The 19,701-nt window shown below is 55.7% G+C and carries 17 protein-coding genes and 2 pseudogenes; 5 read left to right on the forward strand and 14 right to left on the reverse strand.

Translation table 11 applies throughout. The features are described 5' to 3' along the window. Nucleotides 1-268: 268 nt before the first annotated feature. From D4A92_RS25300 to tnpA, 4 genes are all read right to left on the reverse strand, one after another. Nucleotides 269-574, reverse strand: coding sequence for a hypothetical protein (locus tag D4A92_RS25300; protein WP_348649900.1), 306 nt, complete (start codon nt 572-574; stop codon nt 269-271). After that, nucleotides 574-2,142, reverse strand: a complete 1,569-nt coding sequence (tnpC, locus tag D4A92_RS22710; protein ID WP_203020862.1) for an IS66 family transposase — start codon at nt 2,140-2,142, stop codon at nt 574-576. The genes D4A92_RS25300 and tnpC overlap by 1 nt, the downstream gene beginning before the upstream one ends. 71 nt (nt 2,143-2,213) lie before the next feature. Further along, nucleotides 2,214-2,561 (reverse strand): IS66 family insertion sequence element accessory protein TnpB, encoded by a 348-nt coding sequence (tnpB, locus tag D4A92_RS22715; RefSeq protein ID WP_203020864.1) that lies wholly within the window; start codon nt 2,559-2,561, stop codon nt 2,214-2,216. Beyond that, on the reverse strand, nt 2,558-2,920 hold the full coding sequence (gene tnpA, locus D4A92_RS22720) for an IS66-like element accessory protein TnpA (RefSeq protein WP_203020866.1): 363 nt from the start codon (nt 2,918-2,920) through the stop codon (nt 2,558-2,560). The genes tnpB and tnpA overlap by 4 nt, the downstream gene beginning before the upstream one ends. A gap of 105 nt (nt 2,921-3,025) precedes the next feature. Here tnpA and D4A92_RS22725 point away from each other — a divergent pair. After that, a pseudogene (locus tag D4A92_RS22725) lies at nt 3,026-3,289 on the forward strand (integrase core domain-containing protein); the annotation flags it as partial. 56 nt (nt 3,290-3,345) lie between these two features. On the opposite strand, the gene D4A92_RS22730 reads toward D4A92_RS22725, so the two are convergent. Beyond that, nucleotides 3,346-3,525, reverse strand: coding sequence for a transposase (locus D4A92_RS22730; RefSeq protein ID WP_432445038.1), 180 nt, complete (start codon nt 3,523-3,525; stop codon nt 3,346-3,348). Between the two features lie 116 nt (nt 3,526-3,641). Here D4A92_RS22730 and D4A92_RS22735 point away from each other — a divergent pair. Next, nucleotides 3,642-3,797 (forward strand): annotated as a pseudogene (locus tag D4A92_RS22735) (integrase core domain-containing protein); the annotation flags it as partial. Nucleotides 3,798-3,860: 63 nt separating this feature from the next. Here D4A92_RS22735 and D4A92_RS22740 read toward each other — a convergent pair. The 5 genes from D4A92_RS22740 to D4A92_RS22760 form a co-directional block, all read right to left on the reverse strand. Beyond that, the gene (locus D4A92_RS22740) at nt 3,861-6,008 is read right to left on the reverse strand and encodes a GumC family protein (protein ID WP_203020870.1); all 2,148 of its coding nucleotides are present in this window, start codon (nt 6,006-6,008) and stop codon (nt 3,861-3,863) included. Between the two features lie 81 nt (nt 6,009-6,089). Beyond that, nucleotides 6,090-6,860: a metallophosphoesterase family protein gene (locus D4A92_RS22745; protein WP_203020872.1), complete on the reverse strand. Its 771-nt coding sequence runs from the start codon at nt 6,858-6,860 to the stop codon at nt 6,090-6,092. Beyond that, nucleotides 6,857-8,206 carry an O-antigen ligase family protein gene (locus D4A92_RS22750; protein WP_203020874.1) on the reverse strand — a complete coding sequence of 450 codons (1,350 nt, stop codon included), beginning with the start codon at nt 8,204-8,206 and terminating at the stop codon, nt 6,857-6,859. Before D4A92_RS22750 ends, D4A92_RS22745 begins: the two co-directional genes overlap by 4 nt. Nucleotides 8,207-8,254: 48 nt before the next feature. After that, nucleotides 8,255-8,908, reverse strand: a complete 654-nt coding sequence (locus D4A92_RS22755) for a hypothetical protein (protein WP_203020876.1) — start codon at nt 8,906-8,908, stop codon at nt 8,255-8,257. 93 nt (nt 8,909-9,001) lie between these two features. Beyond that, nucleotides 9,002-9,502: a hypothetical protein gene (locus D4A92_RS22760; protein ID WP_203020878.1), complete on the reverse strand. Its 501-nt coding sequence runs from the start codon at nt 9,500-9,502 to the stop codon at nt 9,002-9,004. Nucleotides 9,503-9,756: 254 nt separating this feature from the next. Here D4A92_RS22760 and D4A92_RS22765 point away from each other — a divergent pair, with 254 nt between their 5' ends. After that, nucleotides 9,757-10,314, forward strand: coding sequence for a transglutaminase-like cysteine peptidase (locus D4A92_RS22765; RefSeq protein ID WP_203020880.1), 558 nt, complete (start codon nt 9,757-9,759; stop codon nt 10,312-10,314). A gap of 388 nt (nt 10,315-10,702) precedes the next feature. On the opposite strand, the gene D4A92_RS22770 is transcribed toward D4A92_RS22765, so the two are convergent. Then, entirely contained in the window at nt 10,703-11,200 is a 498-nt protein-coding gene (locus D4A92_RS22770; protein WP_203020882.1) for a hypothetical protein, read from the reverse strand. A gap of 720 nt (nt 11,201-11,920) precedes the next feature. On the opposite strand from D4A92_RS22770, the gene D4A92_RS22775 reads away from it, so the two are divergent. After that, on the forward strand, nt 11,921-12,145 hold the full coding sequence (locus tag D4A92_RS22775; protein ID WP_203020884.1) for a hypothetical protein: 225 nt from the start codon (nt 11,921-11,923) through the stop codon (nt 12,143-12,145). Between the two features lie 315 nt (nt 12,146-12,460). Here D4A92_RS22775 and D4A92_RS22780 read toward each other — a convergent pair whose 3' ends face one another. The 3 genes from D4A92_RS22780 to galU all read right to left on the reverse strand — a co-directional run bounded on the left by D4A92_RS22780 (nt 12,461) and on the right by galU (nt 16,539). After that, entirely contained in the window at nt 12,461-12,832 is a 372-nt protein-coding gene (locus D4A92_RS22780; protein WP_203020886.1) for a hypothetical protein, read from the reverse strand. Nucleotides 12,833-12,861: 29 nt separating this feature from the next. Next, the gene (locus tag D4A92_RS22785; protein ID WP_203020888.1) at nt 12,862-14,925 is read right to left on the reverse strand and encodes a tetratricopeptide repeat protein; all 2,064 of its coding nucleotides are present in this window, start codon (nt 14,923-14,925) and stop codon (nt 12,862-12,864) included. A 723-nt stretch (nt 14,926-15,648) separates the two neighbouring features. Beyond that, the gene (gene galU, locus D4A92_RS22790; protein ID WP_203020890.1) at nt 15,649-16,539 is read right to left on the reverse strand and encodes a UTP--glucose-1-phosphate uridylyltransferase GalU; all 891 of its coding nucleotides are present in this window, start codon (nt 16,537-16,539) and stop codon (nt 15,649-15,651) included. A gap of 1,959 nt (nt 16,540-18,498) precedes the next feature. On the opposite strand from galU, the gene D4A92_RS22795 reads away from it, so the two are divergent. Beyond that, nucleotides 18,499-19,308 carry an undecaprenyl-diphosphate phosphatase gene (locus D4A92_RS22795; RefSeq protein ID WP_203020119.1) on the forward strand — a complete coding sequence of 270 codons (810 nt, stop codon included), beginning with the start codon at nt 18,499-18,501 and terminating at the stop codon, nt 19,306-19,308. Nucleotides 19,309-19,701: the final 393 nt, after the last annotated feature.

Below are 19,701 nucleotides of genomic sequence, written 5' to 3' on the forward strand. Positions count from 1 at the left end.
TGGAGTGCACCCCGTTTCACCGGACATGTCGGCTAGTTTGATTTAGCCCTGATGAACTGCCGAGGGGAATGAACCGCACCGGGTTTGCCGGAGGCTCCAACTTCTGAGAAAGTGGAGCCTATATGAGCAAGATGACTTGAGACCCTGAACTTCCTCCAGAATTTGGTAGAGTCCGTCACATCAAGGAGACGGACGGATGAAGCGTTCACGGTTCACGGAAGAACGTGAGCGTCCGGCGAACGCATTTCCGGATGTGGAGAGATGGAGGCTATAGCCCGCGTTTCATCTCATCGACCATGATGCGGTCGATTATTTCAGGATCGCATTGTGTCTCGATGAGGAACTCGCGGATACCGCCGTCCCACGTTCTGATGTCGGCAAGTAGGCTTTGAAGCTCTTCGATTCCGTTCTCGGTCAGACCCTTCGTGCCATCCTCACTGCCATCACTGACATAAACCAGTTCGCCTTCGGAGATGTTGTCCGAGTTCGCGGTGATTTCCTCGATCAGTTCGAGGTTCTCGCTGATCATGCCGGCGACTTGGCTGAGTGTGTAGATGAACCGCGAGCGAGCCATCAGGCGGCGGCATCCTGTCGAGCTTCTGCCGGCGTCCAATGCCAAGGCAGCAGGTCTTCAAGTCGATCCTTAGGGTGATCCTGGATCCGGGTCAGGACGTCTGTCAGGTATATCTCCGGATTATGGCCTTGCAGTTTGACCGTCTCGATGATGGTCAGGATGTTGGCGATGCGCTCGCCGCCCTTGTCCGAGCCGGCAAACAGCCAGTTCTTCCGGCCAATTCCAAGCGGACGCATGGCTCTTTCGGCGATGTTGTTGTCGATTTCAACCCGGCCATCATCGATGTAGACGCTCAAAGCGGCCCATCGCGACAGCGCATATCGCATTGCCTCGGCCAGCTTCTGCTTTTGTGGCAGCGTAGAAAGCGTGGCTTCAATCCAGCCCTTGAGCTCGTCCAGAACGGGCCGGGCATGGTGTTGGCGCAGGGTACGCCGCTCGGCGGCCGACATGCCGCGGATCCGGTTCTCGATATCGTAGAGCGCTCCAATGCGCGACAGCGCTTCCTCCGCGATCGGTGACGGCTTCAGCTTGATCACATCATGGAACTTGCGGCGCACATGCGCCATGCAGGCGGCCTCAACGATCTGGTTGCCGTAGAGTTTTTTGTAGCGCCCATAACCGTCGGCATGCATGACGCCGCTGAAGCTTGCCAGGTGGTCAGCCGGATGCGCCCCCTTGCGGTCAGGGCTATAGTAATAGGCGATGGCTGCGGGAGCGGCGGATTGATAGCCACTGCCGTCGAAGACGTAGACCCAGACCCTGCCGGTTTTTGTCTTGCCCCGTCCGGGGTCGAGAACATCGACCGGGGTATCGTCCGTATGTATTCGGTCGAGTGCTGCGATATGGGCCCTGATCAACAAGACGAGTGGTGTCAGCAAGGCGGATACGCGGCCGACCCAGTCGGCCATCACGGATCGGGAGATGTCTATCCCTAACCGGTCGTACATCTCGGACAGGCGGTAGAGGGGGATGTGATCGTCGAATTTGGCGATCATGATATGGGCGAGCAGTCCCGGCCCGGGTTTGCCGCGCTCGATCGGCAACGTCGGCATCTCGCCAGCCACCGTCGTGTCGCATTCCCGGCAGATCATGCGCTTTTCGACATGCCGGACAATCTTGACTGACGCCGGCACGTGCTCGAGCACCTGGACCACCCTGTCTGGCGCCTTGAGGAAGGATGTGCCACCGCAGGTCGGGCAATTGCAGGGAGCCGCATAGACCAATTCTTCGGTGGCGAGACCATCGGGCAGAGGTTTACGCTTCGGCTTCTCGGATGCGTCCTCCAACTCCGGCAGAGGAGTTTTCCCGGAGCGCAGTTCAGCCTCGGCACGGGAGGCCTCGATCTCCTCCAGCATCAGCTCGAACTGCTCGATCTTCCTGTCGATCTTTTCCGAAGAGGCGCCATGCTGCCGATGTCGTAGCAGCTCCAGTTGCGCGCGAAGAAGCCCGATTATGGAGTCACGCTTGATGACTTCGGCTTCCTGGCTCTCAAGTTTCGCCGCCTGTTCGGCGACCAGTGCGCGCAAAGCAGTAAGCTCGTCCTGACTGTCTAGCGGCGCTGTTTCCATACCGCAAATCTAGCCGATTTGCCTCTGACGCGCCAGCGTTAAGCCTCGGATGCCCCTGCAAAATATGGCTTTTATCCCGTTCGGGCAGGAGCAGATGTCCATGCTGGGCGGCGCCAATCGATCCCTTCGACGAGCATGGAAAGCTGCGCCTGCGTCAGGTGCGCGGCACCTTCTTTCGCCGTCGGCCAGGGAAAGTACCCGCGCTCCAAAATCTTGTAGAACAGGCAGAACCCCTGACCGTCCCACCACAGGAGCTTGATCCGGTCGGCGCGCTTTCCGCGGAAGCCGAAGATCGCACCGGAGCCCGGCGCCTCCTTCACGACCGTCTCGACCAGCGCGGACAGACCATCAATGCCACGCCGCATGTCGGTCACCCCGCAGGCCAGATAGACCCGCACATTTCCCGATGGCCCGATCATGCCGCCTCCACGCAAGCGACCAGCGGACCAAGCAGCTTTAACTCAACGTCAGCCGGAACCTTCAAGAGCCGACCGTTTCGGAGCAGGATCTCGACGATCGCCGGCCTCGTTGCCGCGGTAGAAGCCTGGCCTACGCCAGCCTCCTGAGTGATCTCCACCGGGAGGAACACCGTCGGCCGATCGGCATAGCTGAATGATTGCCGCCACAAGCGGATCTGCCCCGGATGAATGTCATGCCGGCGCGCCACGTCACCAATGCGAGCACCGGGCTCATCAGCTTCCGCAAGTATCCTCAGCTTCGCCTCGTCCGACCAACGCCGTCTGCGTTCGGTGCCGGACATGATCTCCATGCGAGCCATGAAACCTCTTTGTTCTGGTATTAATGTCAGCATTAATGCTGGTTCGACTGCCAGAACATCGCCTGATTTGCCCGATCAGCAAAAACAGCTCACCGGACGCTCACCCTCAAATGGTGCCAGGAGACCAAGGTCGAATGGCACTACATCGCCCCAGGCAAGCCGATGCAGAACGGCTTCGTCGAAAGCTTCAATGGCAGCTTCCGTGACGAGTGCCTCAACGAGACGCTGTTCTCGACGCTCACTCAGGCCCGCACCGCCATCACTGCATGGAAGGAGGATTACAACAGAAACAGACCGCACTCCTCGCTGGGCAATATCACTCCCAGCGAGTTCGCAATGAAAATGGCTATGGAAAAACAGGCCGCATGAGGCCAGATTGAAAACCCAAGACTCTCCCAAAAATTGGAGGGAAGTCGGGTCTCAGGTCAATCGAGCCGACGTGCAATCGCTGAGACGCTCGAACCAGGCTCAAGTGTCTCTGCCACTGCCCGCGCTTTGAAATCATCCGACCAGCGTCGACGAAGCTGCCGGGGCGCGCCCTCAAAGCGGTCCGCAACAGCCTCGATCATATGGAAAGTTCTAGTTCCAGAGCTGAGCGCAGACATAGAAGCTCACAGCGGTTCATCTTGTCCGCTACCGATACCCGACCGCTAAGCTGCTTCGCCAGATGGGGTCTGCTTGTCGCTTACCCTGAGCACTTAGAACAGTCCAACTTTTTGTCCGCACCCTCCATGAATGGCTCGATCTGTATGTTTTTGCCAGCATAACGGAGGTGCAAGAGATCGGCACGGAATGGCTTTGGACGTATAACCACGAACGGCCCAACATGGGCATTGGCGGCATCATACCCGCTCAGAAACTGAAAATGGCTGCGTGAATTCTACCGCTGAACCCCGTCAAACGGGGAGGATTACCAGAGGACGCACTGCTGCGGTTTCAGTTAAGCGCCCTCTGATCGACCATAGTATGCGGCATAGGCGCTATACTTCCCACCAGACGGCTTTTCCTTCTGGTTTAGAACGAGAACGTGTTTGGTCTCCGGTCCGCTCTGCTCCTTAAGCGCTGCGAGTGCCTTTTTGGCCATGGTCTGGGGTGTGCTTGCCCATTTCAAAACGAATACGACCATATCCGTGAAACGCGCGAGATAAAGCGCATCCACAACGGCACCCACCGGAGGGGTATCTATCACAATGTAGTCGAAATGCCGCCTAGCAGTCCTCAAAATCTGGTTGAAGCGATCGCCCATCAGAAGGTCGTCGGTGGCAATATCGGAGACGCGCGATCCGAAGATCATCGATAGATCACTCAAAGGGTCAGTCAGCGCCTGCTTCGATACAGATGGAGGCAGTTCCTGTCCGCGCAACACTTCGCTCAGCCAAGGCGCGGCGTTGACGCCCGTCAATTTGCTAAGACTTGGCTTGCGAAGGTCGCAGTCGATGATTAGCGTCTTTCTTCCAGACCGTGCCAGAGTACGGGCGAGGGCGAGGGCCGTTGTCGACTTCCCCTCATTCGGCTCTGTCGAAGTGACCATGATGACGAGGCCGCTCTTCTCATCAGCACCCTCCTTCGTCAGGTCTGCCTTACGGCGCTCGACCAGTACGCGCAAGCGCCTGATGCTTTCGGAGAAAACAGATAGTGGCGCGGAGACCACCATGTCGGCGACGCCTATCTTGATCAGGTTCGAGGATCCTGTCTGCCGCGGTATTGTGGTCGCAAGCGGTATCCGCAAGATCTGCTCGACTTGCTCCTCAGAAATGAACCCGCCGATGAAAAGCTCTCGCAACACGGCAATTGCGCCGCCGAGACCCAGCGCGAAGACAGCGGCAATGGCGAGTATCAGGCGCTTGTTCGGAAAAGACGCCGATGTTGGGGTCGAGGCTTCATTGACGATCCGCGCGTCGGCGACTTGCAGTTGGGCCTGAACATCGAGCTCACGGAGACGCTGCAACAGGCTCTGATACTGACTTCTCGCAATTTCCGAGGACTGTTGGAGGGAATAGATCTCGGTCAGCACTTCTGGTGGGAGATTGCTATTGAGCATGGCGGTCCGCATCTCGGTGCGCACCGTATTTCCACGATCCTCGTATGACGCGACCTCCTGCTGAAGCTTGGTCAGCTCGCGCCCTGCCTCCTCGACAATCCTGGTTTGAATCTGTTCAAGTTCCGAGCGGAGATTCGCCGCACGCTGACTGCCTTCTGTCGCCGCCGCCAAGGCAGTGTTCACTTCATTCTGACGCTCCTGCAACTGCCGGATGGCATCCGCCTGTAGATTGCTGGTCAAAGCCGCGATGTCGCCAGCATTGAGACTAAGCTCAACGATTTGCGCAAGCCCGCTTACCCGTTCGCGTTCCCCTTTGATCCGCTCGAATTCAGCGCGAAGCTGGGCGATCCGCGGCGACGCTGATTGTTCTTCGATACGGCCGAGGTTCTCACTTAAGTAGCGATCGAAACCCCGTTCGCTGTCTATCAGAGAATTATTGGCCTGACTGAGCTGAGACTGGATAATGTTGCGAGACGCGAGTGTTCTCGAAATCTTGGACTGCAGCTGCAGGTCAATATAAGTTGAGGCAATAGCGTTGGCGAGCCTCGCAGCCTTTGCTGGATCCTGCGAGGTAACCGAGATCTCCATTATGTATGTCAGCCCCTGGCGCCTAACCGAGACTGCGTCTTGCAGCCGGTCTACCGTTTGACCGAGTAACAGCTCACCGGAGGGCGCCGTGGATGCACTGAGATTGAGATAGGATCTAACCCAGTCGAACCGACCGGGGCGCACACCAAATTCCGGATCCGCGAGAAGGTTTTCCCGCCTGATCACTTCAAGGTAAATATTATCGGAACGCAGAATCGAAACCTCGCTCTCAACGCGGGCATTCGCGTCGCTGACCGAGACATTCATCCGCTCATCAGGCTGTAAAAGATCCTTGTTGGACAAGTCGACCATTATTTTGTTGGTCGCAGTATACTTGGGGGTGAGAGTGTAGAGCACGCCACCGGTGACAACCAAAACGGCCACTACGATCGAAACCATCAGCCATAGCTGGCGCCTGAATAGACCGATGATGGACTTCAGATCGATCTCTTGCTCCATGTAGAACCCCTAGCCATAACAAAAAGTGTTCGTCCATGTACCAGTATGGTACTTTTAGGCAATGCAAAATGGCTGCCTTGGTTAACTTGACAAGATCACATCCAGCTTGTCGTCAAGCATCCTGAGGGCGGCCAGCTGCCCGGTCTCATAAACTTTCAAGTCAAGATTGATCGAGGGCGCCGAGAGATCGACCTCTTGCACAGGTGTGTGGCCATGAATGACAATCTCGCCTCTTGAGTATCTATTCCAGGCAAACTGATGTGGCCTGCTCGTCAACAACACATCATCGAGCTGCTCGTCGAGGGGCAAAGATGGATCTATCCCTGCATGGACGAAGCAATATCTTCCGACACGAAGCATCACAGGAAGTTGGGCCAGGAATTCGATGTGCTCTTGGGGCACCAAAGCGTGTAGTTGCGAAACAAGCGGGTGGTTACCATGATCGGCGAGATAGATCCCGTAGGACGCCAGGGTCTCATCACCGCCCAACCCAAGCCATTGGGCTCTTATGGAGGGGGCGCGCCAGAACTCCAAGAACATTTGATCGTGGTTACCCATCAGGCAGATGCGACGAAACGTCTCCGGTGGCGGTTTGAGCAAGTGCTCGATTACAGACGCTGAGGATGGGCCACGGTCAATGTAATCCCCAAGCATCACAATAAGTTTCTCGCCGCCAAATTTTTGACCGTCGGCGATGATCTTGCGTTCAATAGCGAGCAATTCGTTGAGGCAGCCATGAACATCACCGACTGCGTAGACAGCAGCGAAGTGCGGTTCTGCCGTAACCCGTGCAAGCGGGTTGGGGGACGACGTATGTTTCCTGTCAAACAAGGAGGCAAGCCAGCTCTTCATTGGGATTGCCGCTGATCGAGTGTGAGCCTGGATGCCCCTGTGGCCAGGATGGCAGTAAACAGCAAGGCATAACCTTGGATCTCCAGACTAAAATCAACCAATGCGTGGATCATGGCAATGATTGCGACCACGATGGCTGAGGCTGCCGCGTAGTCAGGCGTCGAGCGAGACAAAAAGCAAATTGCAAGCCTAACGAAGACAATCAGGAGGATCAGCCAAGGCATGGTGCCGAACACCAGCCCGTAGTCTGCCCAAAGGCCCAGATAGGAATTATGCGCCTTTTGCCAAAGGAGATCGACACTCACTTCCGGCTGGTGAAACAAAGGAAAGGCAAGTTCATAGGCACCTCCGCCAAATCCGCTCCAAGGACGTGCCATTATCATGCTCCAGGTCTGCTCGTAGAGCTCAAAACGCACATCGCTGGCTCTTTCAACCGAACCAAGACGCTCGATCGTTTGGCCGCCGTAGCCCCAGAGTATGACGGCCAAAACTGACAGAGCGATAACAACCATGGCCAGAAGTTTGGCGACCGGTCTCCCTGCACCGATTTGTTTTGGTAGCACAATGAAAATGGTGAGGAAGACACCCAGCACACCGACGAACAGGCCCATTCGCGATCCGGTACCGAACAGCACCGCCATAATCAACAACAGACCCATGAGCTTGAATAAAGACGAGGCGATTTTTGCCCCTGTCCTTGGCCCGGAGTCGCTTTTCAGGTCACGGAGGACGAGGGCCGTGCCGACAGCGGCTCCGCTGGCGAGAAAGGTTGCAAAGGTATTGCGGTTGACAAAACCACCGGTCATCGAACCGAGATAGGCCCATTTCGGGCCAATGATCGTCGCATCTTCAAACTCATGAAACAGCACAAAGCCCAGAGCGGCATGAATGACGACGACCCAAAAGAGGAGATTAAGAAACTCGATTGAGCGGGTTTCGTTGCGGGTGAACTGCAAAACCAGATAGCCGAGAATGAAAACGTTCAACCAGGTGAGCAAAAACAGAAACGATTCTGCCGGTGCAACGCTTAGGGTCTGGTTGGCGGGCAAACCATACGCATCAAGTCCAGAGAGATTTCGTAACGGAACTATCTGCAGGACTGCAAAACAGAGAAAAGTGATGATCAGCAGAACTTCCAGCCTAAACGACGCCAGAGATACGGCCGGCTTGGCAGAGATCGCCATCAGCACAGCAGCATTCAAGACCAAGGTCAGGGAAAGGATAGCCAAAACGATTGGCCAGACCAGCGGCCTGTTGCCGCCGAGGGCAAGGGGAGTGCAAACCAGGATAGCAATAGCTACCCACATGGAAATTGAATTGACGAAGGGCCTTGTCATCATGTCCATTAGTTTCTGCGCATCGTTACTTTACTAAATCATCGCGAGCGATGATCCTCAGTTATGTGCCGCTCGTCGTACACTCGACACGAAGCGTCGCTGATCCTCGTTGGGCATCTTCTCCACGACTGCTGTTATGCGCTCACGAAATCCTTCATTGGCCCAGTATCTGCCGGCAATGGCAGAGATACCTTTCCGGCTCAGGACCATCAGTGACAGATCCTGATCGTGTTCAAGCCTGTTGATGTCAGAAAGGGCGGCGAGCGCGTCTTCAGCAAGATTAACCCGGAGCCCGGCAACCCATTGTTCATTGGGTGCTGACCGTCGCGCATATCCAAGATAGCGGTTCAGTCCATCATGGTCGCCGAGAACGAATGACGCGCGTGCGGCCACAGTCCAGGTCAGGGACTCAAGAGGGGTGTTTTCGGCATAGGACAACGCATGGCCAAGACAATTTTCTGCATGCGCCTTACGTTGCTCAGGGGCAGCCAGAGAAAACCAAAAGCCAGTCATGCCCTGCATACAGGCCGCCATCAGGCGTTTTTGTCCGTAGAAAGAGAAGCCGCTCCCAAGCTCTCCTCTTACAATTGCCATCGTTGTCGTCAGGCTCTCCTGATCACCATAAGTCAATACAGGCGCCTCCTTTGCGATGGCATACATCGACAAAGAAAGGGCAGCCAATCCGCCCAAAAGAGGACCAACTGCTCGCATCAGAATCCACTCCCCCCACGAAGGATGACTTGCAAATCAACAAGAAAAAAGGGGGCGCAACACGCCCCCTTTCCAACATAGATCGGGAAAACCTCAGACCGGACTTGCACCAACGCCGCCAATCGGACCAGCAGGCGGCGTCACCGGCGTCACCGGCGTCACCGGCGTCACCGGATCCGGCGCCCCAGGGCCACCAGCACCTCCACCACCCGGCGGCGGCGGAGTAGCGCCGATTGCGGCAGTGGCAACAGTTCCACCACGCACTACGGTCTGCGCAATCTGGCGAATTGCAGCGGCGCGAGCAGGATCAGTAGACGCTGCCGCGACGACACCCAGGCAGTCCGAGACGCTTGCGCGGACCGGCGCGGAAACACCTTCACCAGCAGCCTGCCCCAAGGCAACCGCCAACTGGGTGATGAGATCTTCGTTCAACGCTCCGGAAATCCGGGCCTCGTTCAGAAAACTCGTAACGCCCTGGGTTCCCGCGTTCGGCACGGTGCATGACGCAACAGCACCATCAATACCCGACTGCGCCTGCGCCACTCCGGACAACGCGAACGCGGCAAAAGCTGCACTTAACAGAACTTTTCTCATCTCAACACTCCTTACCTTTACCATTCATATACCAAAGCAATCAGGTCTTCGCAAGTGCAGAATAGACATCTTTTTCGGAGTCGAAATCTCGTCTGTATTGCCCGTGCAGGGATGCGACCTCGAAAAAACAACAATAGCTAGAATTTTACACATCCACTTAAACGGGTTTCAGGAACTGGTCGGTAAGTTGACCCCATCGACGGACTTCCCGGGCGAAGAAGAAAAACAACCAATACCGAACAGGGACAACTGAGATGATGAAGAAGACGATTATGGCAGTGGCCACAATGCTCGCGATCGGGGCGGGGACTGCTGGACAGTCTCATGCTTTCCAGGTTGGCGGCCTCGCACGGCAGTTGGACGTAGAAGCAGCGCGTGCACCAGCCCCCCTGCAAATGCAACTGTTCTGCCTGCAGCACCCGAAAGAATGCAAGCCGTCAAAGGCTAAAGTCGTTACCTATTCTCCCCGCATCGAGAAGATCATTCGCAGCGTCAACGCGTCCGTCAATCGCGAGATAACCCCCACCCGTGAGAAGCGCGACATCTGGTCGGTCAACGTCAAGAAGGGCGACTGTGACGATTATGTCATGACGAAGAGGCAGCGCCTCATCCGCGCCGGCATCCCGTCCTCCGCTTTGAGGATTGCAGTGGTCCGCACGCGCATGGGCGAAGGTCATGCTGTCTTGATTGTCAAGACGACTGAAGGTGATTTCGTCCTCGATAATCTTCGCAAGTCTATCGTCAAGCGCAATGTTACTGGCTACCAGTATGTGAGCGTGTCGAGCGGCAATCCGCTCAAGTGGACGCGTTAACAGCACACGCTGTTGATTGAAAGGGACGATCAGCCGCGAAAAGATCGGCTGATCGGCGCTGAGCAGGCCCCTGACCGGGCAGCAGTACCGACCAATTACGGTTTCCATCGAGGCACGAAAGCCATGCTTGATCTGGCATCTCGGCTCTCGCGTGTTTGATGCACGTGGCCGCCGATCAACGAAAAGGTTCCCACATGACGTTGCGCATGAAGTCGGGTCTGGCGGCACTCGCTTTCTCAGTAGCGTGCTGGTCCGCCATCATAAGCACTGCCCTGCACTTGGTTGAGAGCCCTGAAGCCAATCTGGATCACATAGTGACGGCCAGTACGACGCTCGGCAATAGTCTTTAACGCAAGCTCAGGACCCGTCTGGCAACCCTTGCCGGCTGCTATGATCGTGAGAGAACACGCTGCGCGGATTTACGATCTTGTCTGTAAGTCTCGTCGCATTGTTTGGATCCAATTTCGAGCTTATCCGGCACCAGATTGACGGCGACGGGAATCGAAACATATTCAAAACGGCTATGCTGGTTGGTCACTTCTAAGTTGACGAATTCGCCCCCTGAAATCGCCCCGCTCTTGGTTCGCGCAATGAGCATTATGCAGACCATATCGGTATCGGTGAGATCCTGGTTATCCAGATAAAGTCCAAGCTCAAGTTTCCCCTTCCGCTCGCTGGAGCGCAGGCTGATCGTAAAGAATTGCGGACGCTTCCAATCCCATTTTGAAGTCAAAAGCTTGCAGTCAGACACCCGCTTGCCGCTGCATTGCGCAAGATCGGCGACGTGCCAGACATAACCGGACAGACCAAGCTGCGGGCCTATTGCAGACGGATTACTCGCAAGCAAACCCAGGGCAATTGTCAGCTCTTTTAGTGCGGTCGCCATAAGGCTTGCTCCTTCGACGCCATGATGCGTCGGCCTTCATATCGATGATCATCGACGGACTTCACCCTCTAGCATCAGGGTAACTCTTAGCGTGTTCGAGCGTTTATAAACGCGCCGCGCCCGAATCGTCTTTTATCGCAGCATCTGTTTTGGTCTTGCTCGTTCCGGCCCGCCTGTCAACAAGCCCACAGATCCAAAGCGCCGGACCTTTTTTTTCCGCGTGCGGCATCGGCAACAAGCGACTTCCAGCCAGACGAGAACCTCCCGTCGGGATCAGCACTCGTAACCTCCGAAATCAGGCCATCCAGCGCGTTAATCAAAGACCCGCGTACGAAGCGCCATAATCATCCAATCTGAATTTCTCTTCCGGAGAGCCTGTCGCAAATTTTATGGGGCCAATCACCGGGCAAGCCCACGAGGAAGTACGCTCCGTTCTCCCTGCGGAAAGTTGCCAGTCGGATCGACCTCCTTGATCGGCGAGTGACCCAGCTGGCGCAGCGAAAATAGGGACGCCCGGACCATGAAAGCTGTGAGGCGCCCGCAGCGATCCCACTCAAGCGCAGGCTTTTCCCGTGTCGGACCTTGATCGAATTTGAATAAATACCTTCTAATTCTCTTAATTATCTGTTAATTAAGGATATTAATTCTGTTTTAACATCAAGATTGAAAACAGAACTAGAAACTTTATGTTCGTACCATGTAGAGTAGAAAGGAACGATCATGAGTTTTAGTGAAAAACTCGAAGCAGCACTTGGCTCTCTCAAGGCAGGTCCAGGCGGCGAGGATACCTGGCTACGCCCCCTGGAAGTCGATATGTCGTTGGGATATGCGGTCAGCCTGCTGACACGCCATGCCCTTTCGTCAGGTTATACGCGAGATGAGGTCGCGGCTGTCCTGACGGAGATCGCGGTCAAGGTCTTGAAAGACGCAGGAACCAGTCATTGACGACGTGAGGACGTCCGTTCGAAACGGGATGCGTTGGCAGGCTGCGCGTCTTGGTCCTCATGGATGAGCAAGGCTTAGCTTTCAGCATCACGAGCACAAGCCTGCGGTCCTTTATGTCGACACTCCATGGTCCCCACAGAGTCCGGATCAACACCTGCGCCCGCCCTATACGAACGGGTATGTGCAGTCCAGATGCGACGGCACATAGCAGATGTCAGAATAAGCCGACGTCCAGCAACTGTGCGGTTGCGCCCGATCCTAAGAAAAGGGGCCGGACATTATCAGCCGACCCCCGCTCTGCCTGGATGTAGAGTGCTACTTGACCACCGCGCTTCGGGCGGCGTACCGCGCTCCATCCTTGCGGATGATAGTGCGGCGGGTCACACCTTCCTTGTTGGTTCTCATGCCTCGAACGAAGGCACCCTCTATCTGCATTGTGTCAAAGGTTGTGAAATTGACCTCTTCTCCTCGCGGATGGGAGTTTTTGCACCCCTTTCCAATTGCATAAGCTGTGGTCCTTTTCGACTTACGATTATAGGTCGTCACCAGAGCTTCACCGTTGTAAAGCGCGCCACACTGGCCGGAATACTTAATTCCATAGCTGGCGGCCTGTCCTCCGCCGGTCGATGTGCAGGCTGCAAGCCCCATGGAAACAAATAGCGTTGATACAACAATACGAAAACTCATATTCAACTCCTGACATAAAAGATTTCAGTTTAGTAGATGGCCTCGAGGCGGGCGGACACAACCTTGGCTGCTGCACTGTGAAGGGGCCCCATCCGGCAACGATCGCCAGACGGTCCAGCCTCGCAAATTTCGCGTATGGCTCTGATGGTCGATGCAGTCAGGAGGCCATTGATCGGGCCGTCATAGCGACCAACCTTTTTCAAACCCTTCTGAACCACATAGACATAGGCGTTCTGGTTCGCGGATCGCAGCGCCTCGATGTATCCGCGCCTTTGAGACACGGGCACGCCCGCAATCTTTTCGTCGAGCTGTTCGTACTGAGCAAGACTTGCAGCAATACGAGCGTCGATCAAAAAGGCCTCGCGCGTCTTTTGGGTTTCGTTTAGAAGGGCCGAATATTTCTCCAATGCCGCGCGTGCGCGGGGGGCAGAGGCTGGAAAGCTCTTTCCCTTGCCAGAACGATAGGCCTCGATCAGAGCCCTGGCGGCGGCGGCATTCCCCTTGTCCGCCTCCTCGGTCAGAATCCGGACGGCCTGGCCCGCATCGCGCCCTACACCACGGCCGCGAAAATAGACTTCAGCAAGGGTTGTTGTTGCGGCGGAAATTCCCTCTTGCCGCCCGTCCTGAAGCAATTTCAGACCGAGCCGCGCGTCGGACTGTCTGCCGAAGCTGCCACTCAAATGCGCGTTTGCTAGGGTAACGATACTTGCTTCGTCACCCTTGTCGATCGCGGCGTTGAGGTGATCCCGTGCCCTGATTTTCTGCGCGGCACCATAGACACCCGCCAAGTATAAGCGGGCCAATTGCCGGTGAGCATTTACCTTGCCACCTTCAGCAGCGTTTTCGTAAAGCGTACGTGCCGCTACGAGATCCGCATCTACATAGTCTCCCGCAGCAAGAATATCAGCAAGGTAGATTGAAGCGTCGAGATTTCCCTTGTCAATTTCTGCTCTCAAGATTGAGACAGCCTTGTCAGGATCTGCATCTTCACCAAAACCGCGGAGAGCCGCTTCTGCAACGCGCCTCCAGGCCCGTGAACTGCCGCTTTCTTCTGCAGCTTTAAAAAACTCCAGGGATCGCGGAAGGTCAGCCGGCACGATGATCCCGTCGCGGTAGATTTCGCCCAAGCGGACCAGCGCGTCAGCATCGCCTGCGTCCGCCAGTCGCGTATGGAGCTCGACGAGCCGCCCAGCATCCGCTGAAATCTCACCCCCCGAGTAAATCGAAATCAAGGCCTTGGTGGCTTTCGAATTGCCACCGGCACTCAGCTCTTCAAACATGCTGATACCCTGGGGTAAATCAAGCTCTATCAGTTCTCCGCTCACCAGGAGCTCCGCCAGGCGCATCTTTGCTTTGTCATCGCTTTCAGCCGCCTCTCTCAGGAGTTGAGCACCGCGTTCTGGATCAGCCCTTTCTCCGTCACGCATGAGCAAACCAGCAAGCTCGATCTTTGCTCCCGCATTTCCCTTGGCGACAGACTTCTCCAGGAGTTCAATCGCTCGAGTCTCATCCTGCGGTATCAGCTTCCCATCCGCTAAAAAACTTCCCAAACGGAGTTGAGCGGTCGCATTGCCTGCAGCTGCAGACTTCTCCAGCCAGGAAATCGCGGTTTCAATGTCCTGGTCGACACCATCACCCTTTCGAAGTGTATCCGAAAGGGACAACTGCGCCCACGAGTCGTTCAGCTCTGCCGCACGTCTAGTAAGCGCCAGAGCCTTGCCCCGGTCCAGCTCGACAATATCTCCTGACCTGTAAAGCGAGGCAAGCTTTCGCAAGGCGACCGTAGAGCCATCGGCACCCGCCTCTTCCAAAAGTCTAAGTGCCTTGGCGGCATCGCCATCTACACCTTCACCAACAAGATAAAGCTCAGCGAGCCTGCGTTTTGCGTCCGGATCAGAAATTGCAAGCTGCTCAAGCCTTGTAAGCGCATCAGAACGCTTATCGGCGCTTGCCTCGGATTTGACAATCTTCACCAGCTTCGTCGGGTCCTGATCGGAATCAGTAGACGAAGCCCATGCCATTCCCGTGGCGGGGCCTGCAAGCGAAAGAGCAATCAAGACGGCGGTGCCGCTAAGTAGCTTTGACCGGTTCATGGCAAGTCTCCCGTTTAATGCTTCGGTAAACCTGTTTTCCTCCAGTCAGTGGGCTTGTGTCCAGTCAAAAGCGGAGGCTGGTTTTGCATTGCACAAGCGTAACCAGATCTTTGTCTTTCATAACGATTGAAAACTCAATAATCTTCGCGCTCGATGAAGCGTTCAACTTCCAGTTCACGATTTCGTGAGGCTGGTTGTATTTGGAACTCGACTTAGGGCTAACGGCTGCATCCTGCAAACTTGTATTATTCGGTCCTGGGCTTTATTCGCCTGGTCGATCTCATCGGGAGCAACGATCTTTTTCGGATTTGCCGACTTGCAAACAGCATTCTTGCTGGACGAGTGTGCTCCAGGGTCTGCAATGGAAAAGCGCTATCCCGGTCAAACAGATATTCGGGTCCAAGACTTATCTGGCCCAAGGTCGACTTCCGCCAAACCTAAACAGGGTAAGCCTGCCGCTCGTCCCAGCACACCGTGCTATTTCGCCAAGGCTCTTGTTGCACCAACCCATCGCACCAGCCTCTGAAGATGCGCTGTATTTTCAGCCGCCGGTCTGACATTTTGCCGAGCCAGTCTCACCTCGCCGGTAATCTGCTATCTCGATGTCACAGCGGATCCCGCCTATGAACGAACGAACTTCAAGACCGGCACCGACAACAGTACGGTGACCGCATTGGTGGGCCTGACCGCCAATCGCTGAGCCCGGCGGTCAGGGATTTCATTTCACTTCAGCGCGGCGAGCAGCGCCTTCAACTGATCCTCGATGGTCGGACGAATGTCGGCGCGCTCGATCGCGAAAGAGACATTGGCCAGAATGAAACCGTCCTTGGAACCACAGTCAAAAGTCTGGCCCTTGAAGTGGTAACCGGCAAACGGCTGGTCATTGGCGAGCTTCAACATGCCATCGGTCAACTGGATCTCGTTGCCCGCGCCACGCTCTTGGGTCGAGAGGATCTCGAAGATCTCGGGCTGCAGGATGTAGCGGCCGTTGATGAAGAAGTTGGAGGGCGCAGTCCCCTTCGCCGGCTTCTCAATCATCTGGGTGATCGTGAAGCCACCTTCGAGCGCTTCACCGGCGCCAACGATGCCATATTTGTGGGCCTGTTCGGGCGCACATTCCTCGACCGCCACGATATTGCCACCGGTCTTCTCATAAAGTTCGACCATGCCCTTGAGGCAGGCCTTTTCGCCGCGCATAATCATGTCAGGCAAGAGGAGGGCGAAAGGTTCGTGCCCGACGATGTCGCGGGCGCACCAGACCGCATGCCCGAGGCCCAGTGGTTCCTGCTGGCGGGTGAAGCTTGCCTGGCCGGCGGTCGGCTGGAGTGAGTCGAGAAGCGAAAGTTCAGCGTTCTTATTGCGGGCCTTCAGGGTCTGCTCGAGTTCGAACTGGATGTCAAAGTAATCCTGAATCACCGCTTTCCCGCGGCCGGTCACGAAGACGAAGTGCTCGATCCCGGCTTCGACGGCCTCGTCAACCACATACTGGATGACCGGCTTGTCGACGACGGTAAGCATTTCTTTCGGAATCGCCTTGGTGGCGGGAAGAAACCGCGTACCAAGACCGGCAACGGGAAACACTGCTATACGTATTTTTTTCTTAGCCTCAACCACAATTATCCCCAAAATTGGTCTTTTGATGCTTTCTATCTTGGCCTGTATGGGCTGAGGTACAACAGTTTATATAAAGAATGGTAAGGATGGAGCCGAAACACGTGTCCGTTTTGGAAACAAGTAGAAGTTGGCAGGCCGTTGCAACGGCACAACGACGTGACGAGCATAGTATGCTATCGACGTCAAATAAGTGATCGGCAGCACAACGCTCGATGCAATTCTCTCTTCCTCTGAGTGTATTCGGCATTTCGCATATGACATTGGTCATGGGCGCAAGAATTGGTTCATCAGGTGCAGCCACAAACCGAGCGCCACTCCGACGGCGCGCCGCCCTTTGAGGCAGGCACCTCTACTTTGCGGGGCCTTAACGCGAGACAAAGGCGATTTCGCCCAGAGCAATTCGGCCCGCCCTTGCTGTATTTACTGAAAGGCTGCGTTGCTCTTTCTTGGCTTTTTGCCTTGAAGGCAAGTTGCAGCGTAACAATACGCACATCCGCCTGCCTGATACTGGCGGCGATCACCCACTCCATATGCTTGTTCATACGATTGGACCGACGGGGATGGCCAGGAAGCCGAAGCCAATGATGGCATCAGCACTATTCTTGCAACATCGCTGCCTGCCTCATTTCCGCGCCAACTTTAAGTTGGGTACATGTCAGTCTACATGGCCGCTTCCGTCGTTAACCTTTCCGGCTAACTCTATTTCTACGTCTTACTTGATCAGAGACGAATTAAACCGGTAGATCTATTAAAAATAGGAGGAACGATATGAGCAGATTTGTGTCAAGAAGCACGTTTGAACGTCTCGAGCGGGAGTGGAGGATGATCGATCCCGAGCGCCCGAACATCGCCTACCCGGCGCCAATAGAAGAACCTGGCGCTCCGGTGCGCAGATTGCGGATGGGACGGTTTGATGAAGCGGACCTTGTACGTGACTGAATACGCGACGGGAGCGGGCGGCCTATCAGCGCAATGTCAAATCATTCTTCAGGCGCGTTAATCCTGATCGCGCGATCAGTGGCACTGCGTTGCGGCCGAGGATAAGTGGTGCAGTTCAGATTATTTTTCTCCATGGACAGCTGCTGCACCCACCTTTGTACTTCGGCACGAAAGTGAATGAGCTTGGCGTTCTGCGCGTTTACTGAGATCAGGATGCCTAGGTCGGGACCATGTTTCACGGCATCGCGCTCGCATCGGCAGCCTTCAGCTATGCTGCGGGTTCATAGGGGCAGCGACCAGCCTTTCCGACCGCACAACCAAAATACTTCCAGCTGAGACCACGCATTCATCGAGGCCGGCTGTCCTGAACGCATCTTCAACAGCCCAACCGAAAAAACAGAGATCTTCAAGGCAACTATCCTCGGGTCCGACACATAGTGGCTGAAAAGCCAGAGTTGAGCATTGTTCTTGCGACATGCCCATTGTCCGAGCTTGGATCCCGAATTCAATTGCCGCAAGAGATACATCCAAGAACTCAGTCGAAGCTCCATTCTTCATGCTCTATGCACCCCCCGCCGCCTTCAATCTAGCATTTGCTCAAACTAATATGCGGTCAACATGCGTTGCGGCTGCCTTTCACGAAAAGTTTGCAACGTGGTTAACGGAACCAATGTTTTAGGGATCTGGGAAATCGGTTCACGCCGCGCTCACTCTCGCGATTGATCGACCTTCACCTCTCGTCATAAGCGGTCGGGATGCCCGGCTAGGCCGCATAACGGGACGGACTTTGGTCAAAAATCACTTCGAAATGGGCGCGCCTGCGGTGACTGGCACTGGTGCAAGTGCGGGCCCTGTTCCTTGGAAATTTCAGGGCAAACTAAACGTTGTCCTCGACAGCGGGCTCCGCAAACAGACAGAAAAGACCTCTCCCAAATTGAAACCTGACCGTTCCGCCTGAGCGCTTTTTGGTTTGGTTGAATGCCAGCATGTTGAGTGAATACGCTAGAAGGAGCCCAAGAGATGGAAAGCAATGGATCGATTATCAGCGCGCTCGTGCTCGGCGTCATCGAAGGCCTGACCGAATTCGTGCCGGTGTCCTCCACCGCGCATGTGTTGCTGGCCGGCCATTTCCTCGGTTTCGAATCGCCGGGCAACACGTTTGCGGTGTTGATCCAGCTGGGTGCGATCCTGGCCATCCTCAGCGTCTACTTCGCCAAGCTCTTGGGGATCGCGCTCTCGCTGCCGACGAGTGCAGAAAGCCGGCGCTTTGTCGGCGCTGTCCTTCTGGGCTTTCTGCCCGCTGCCGTCATTGGTGTTGTTGCCCATGACTTCATCAAGACCGTGCTCTTCGAGACGCCTATGCTGATCTGCGTGGTGCTGATCCTCGGCGGCTTCGTGTTGCTGTGGATCGACCGGATGCCGCTGAAGCCCCGATATCACGACGTGACCGAGTATCCGCTGTCGCTCGCGCTCAAGATCGGCTTCTGCCAGTGCGTGGCGATGATCCCCGGCACCTCGCGGTCGGGCGCCACGATCGTCGGTGCGCTGCTGCTGGGTGCCGACAAGCGCTCGGCGGCGGAGTTTTCCTTCTTCCTCGCCATGCCGACCATGCTCGGCGCCTTCACGCTCGATCTCTATAAGAACCGTAACGCGTTGACTGTCGACGATACCCTGATCATCGCGATCGGCTTCTTGGCTGCCTTCATATCGGCGCTCTTCGTCGTCAGGGGGCTTTTGAATTTCATCTCGAAGCGAGGCTATGCGCCCTTCGCCTGGTGGCGCATCGTCATCGGTACCGCAGGTATTTTCGGGCTTCTGATCGTTGGTTGAAGACAAAAAATTGTGGCCTATGCCCCCTCAACTCTGCCAATCCAGCTTGGAAAGTTGTCGGTAACCACGTTTATACACGATGTCTTCAACATCGAGTTGAACAGACGCCCCATTTGCCTATCCTTCGGCTATGGGAAACAAAGAAGCTGCAGATTTCGCAAGAGATTTGACGAGGAGTTCGGGTACAGCGGAAAGCGCGCCTGAGCCTTTTGACCACTCTGCGCGCGCACCCAGGTCATCCTCTTCCTTCGAAGAAGCTATGACGACCTTGGTGCATGAAGCTCTCCGGCAAGGCTACACCCGTGAAGAAGTGGCATCTGTCCTGAGCGAGACCATCCGCACGATCGAGACTGGCGACACCGTCAAAGACGTTTGAAGCGAACTCTGAACCAC

Origin of the sequence: Rhizobium rosettiformans (assembly GCF_016806065.1) — a bacterium.
Classification (GTDB): Bacteria; Pseudomonadota; Alphaproteobacteria; order Rhizobiales; family Rhizobiaceae; genus Allorhizobium.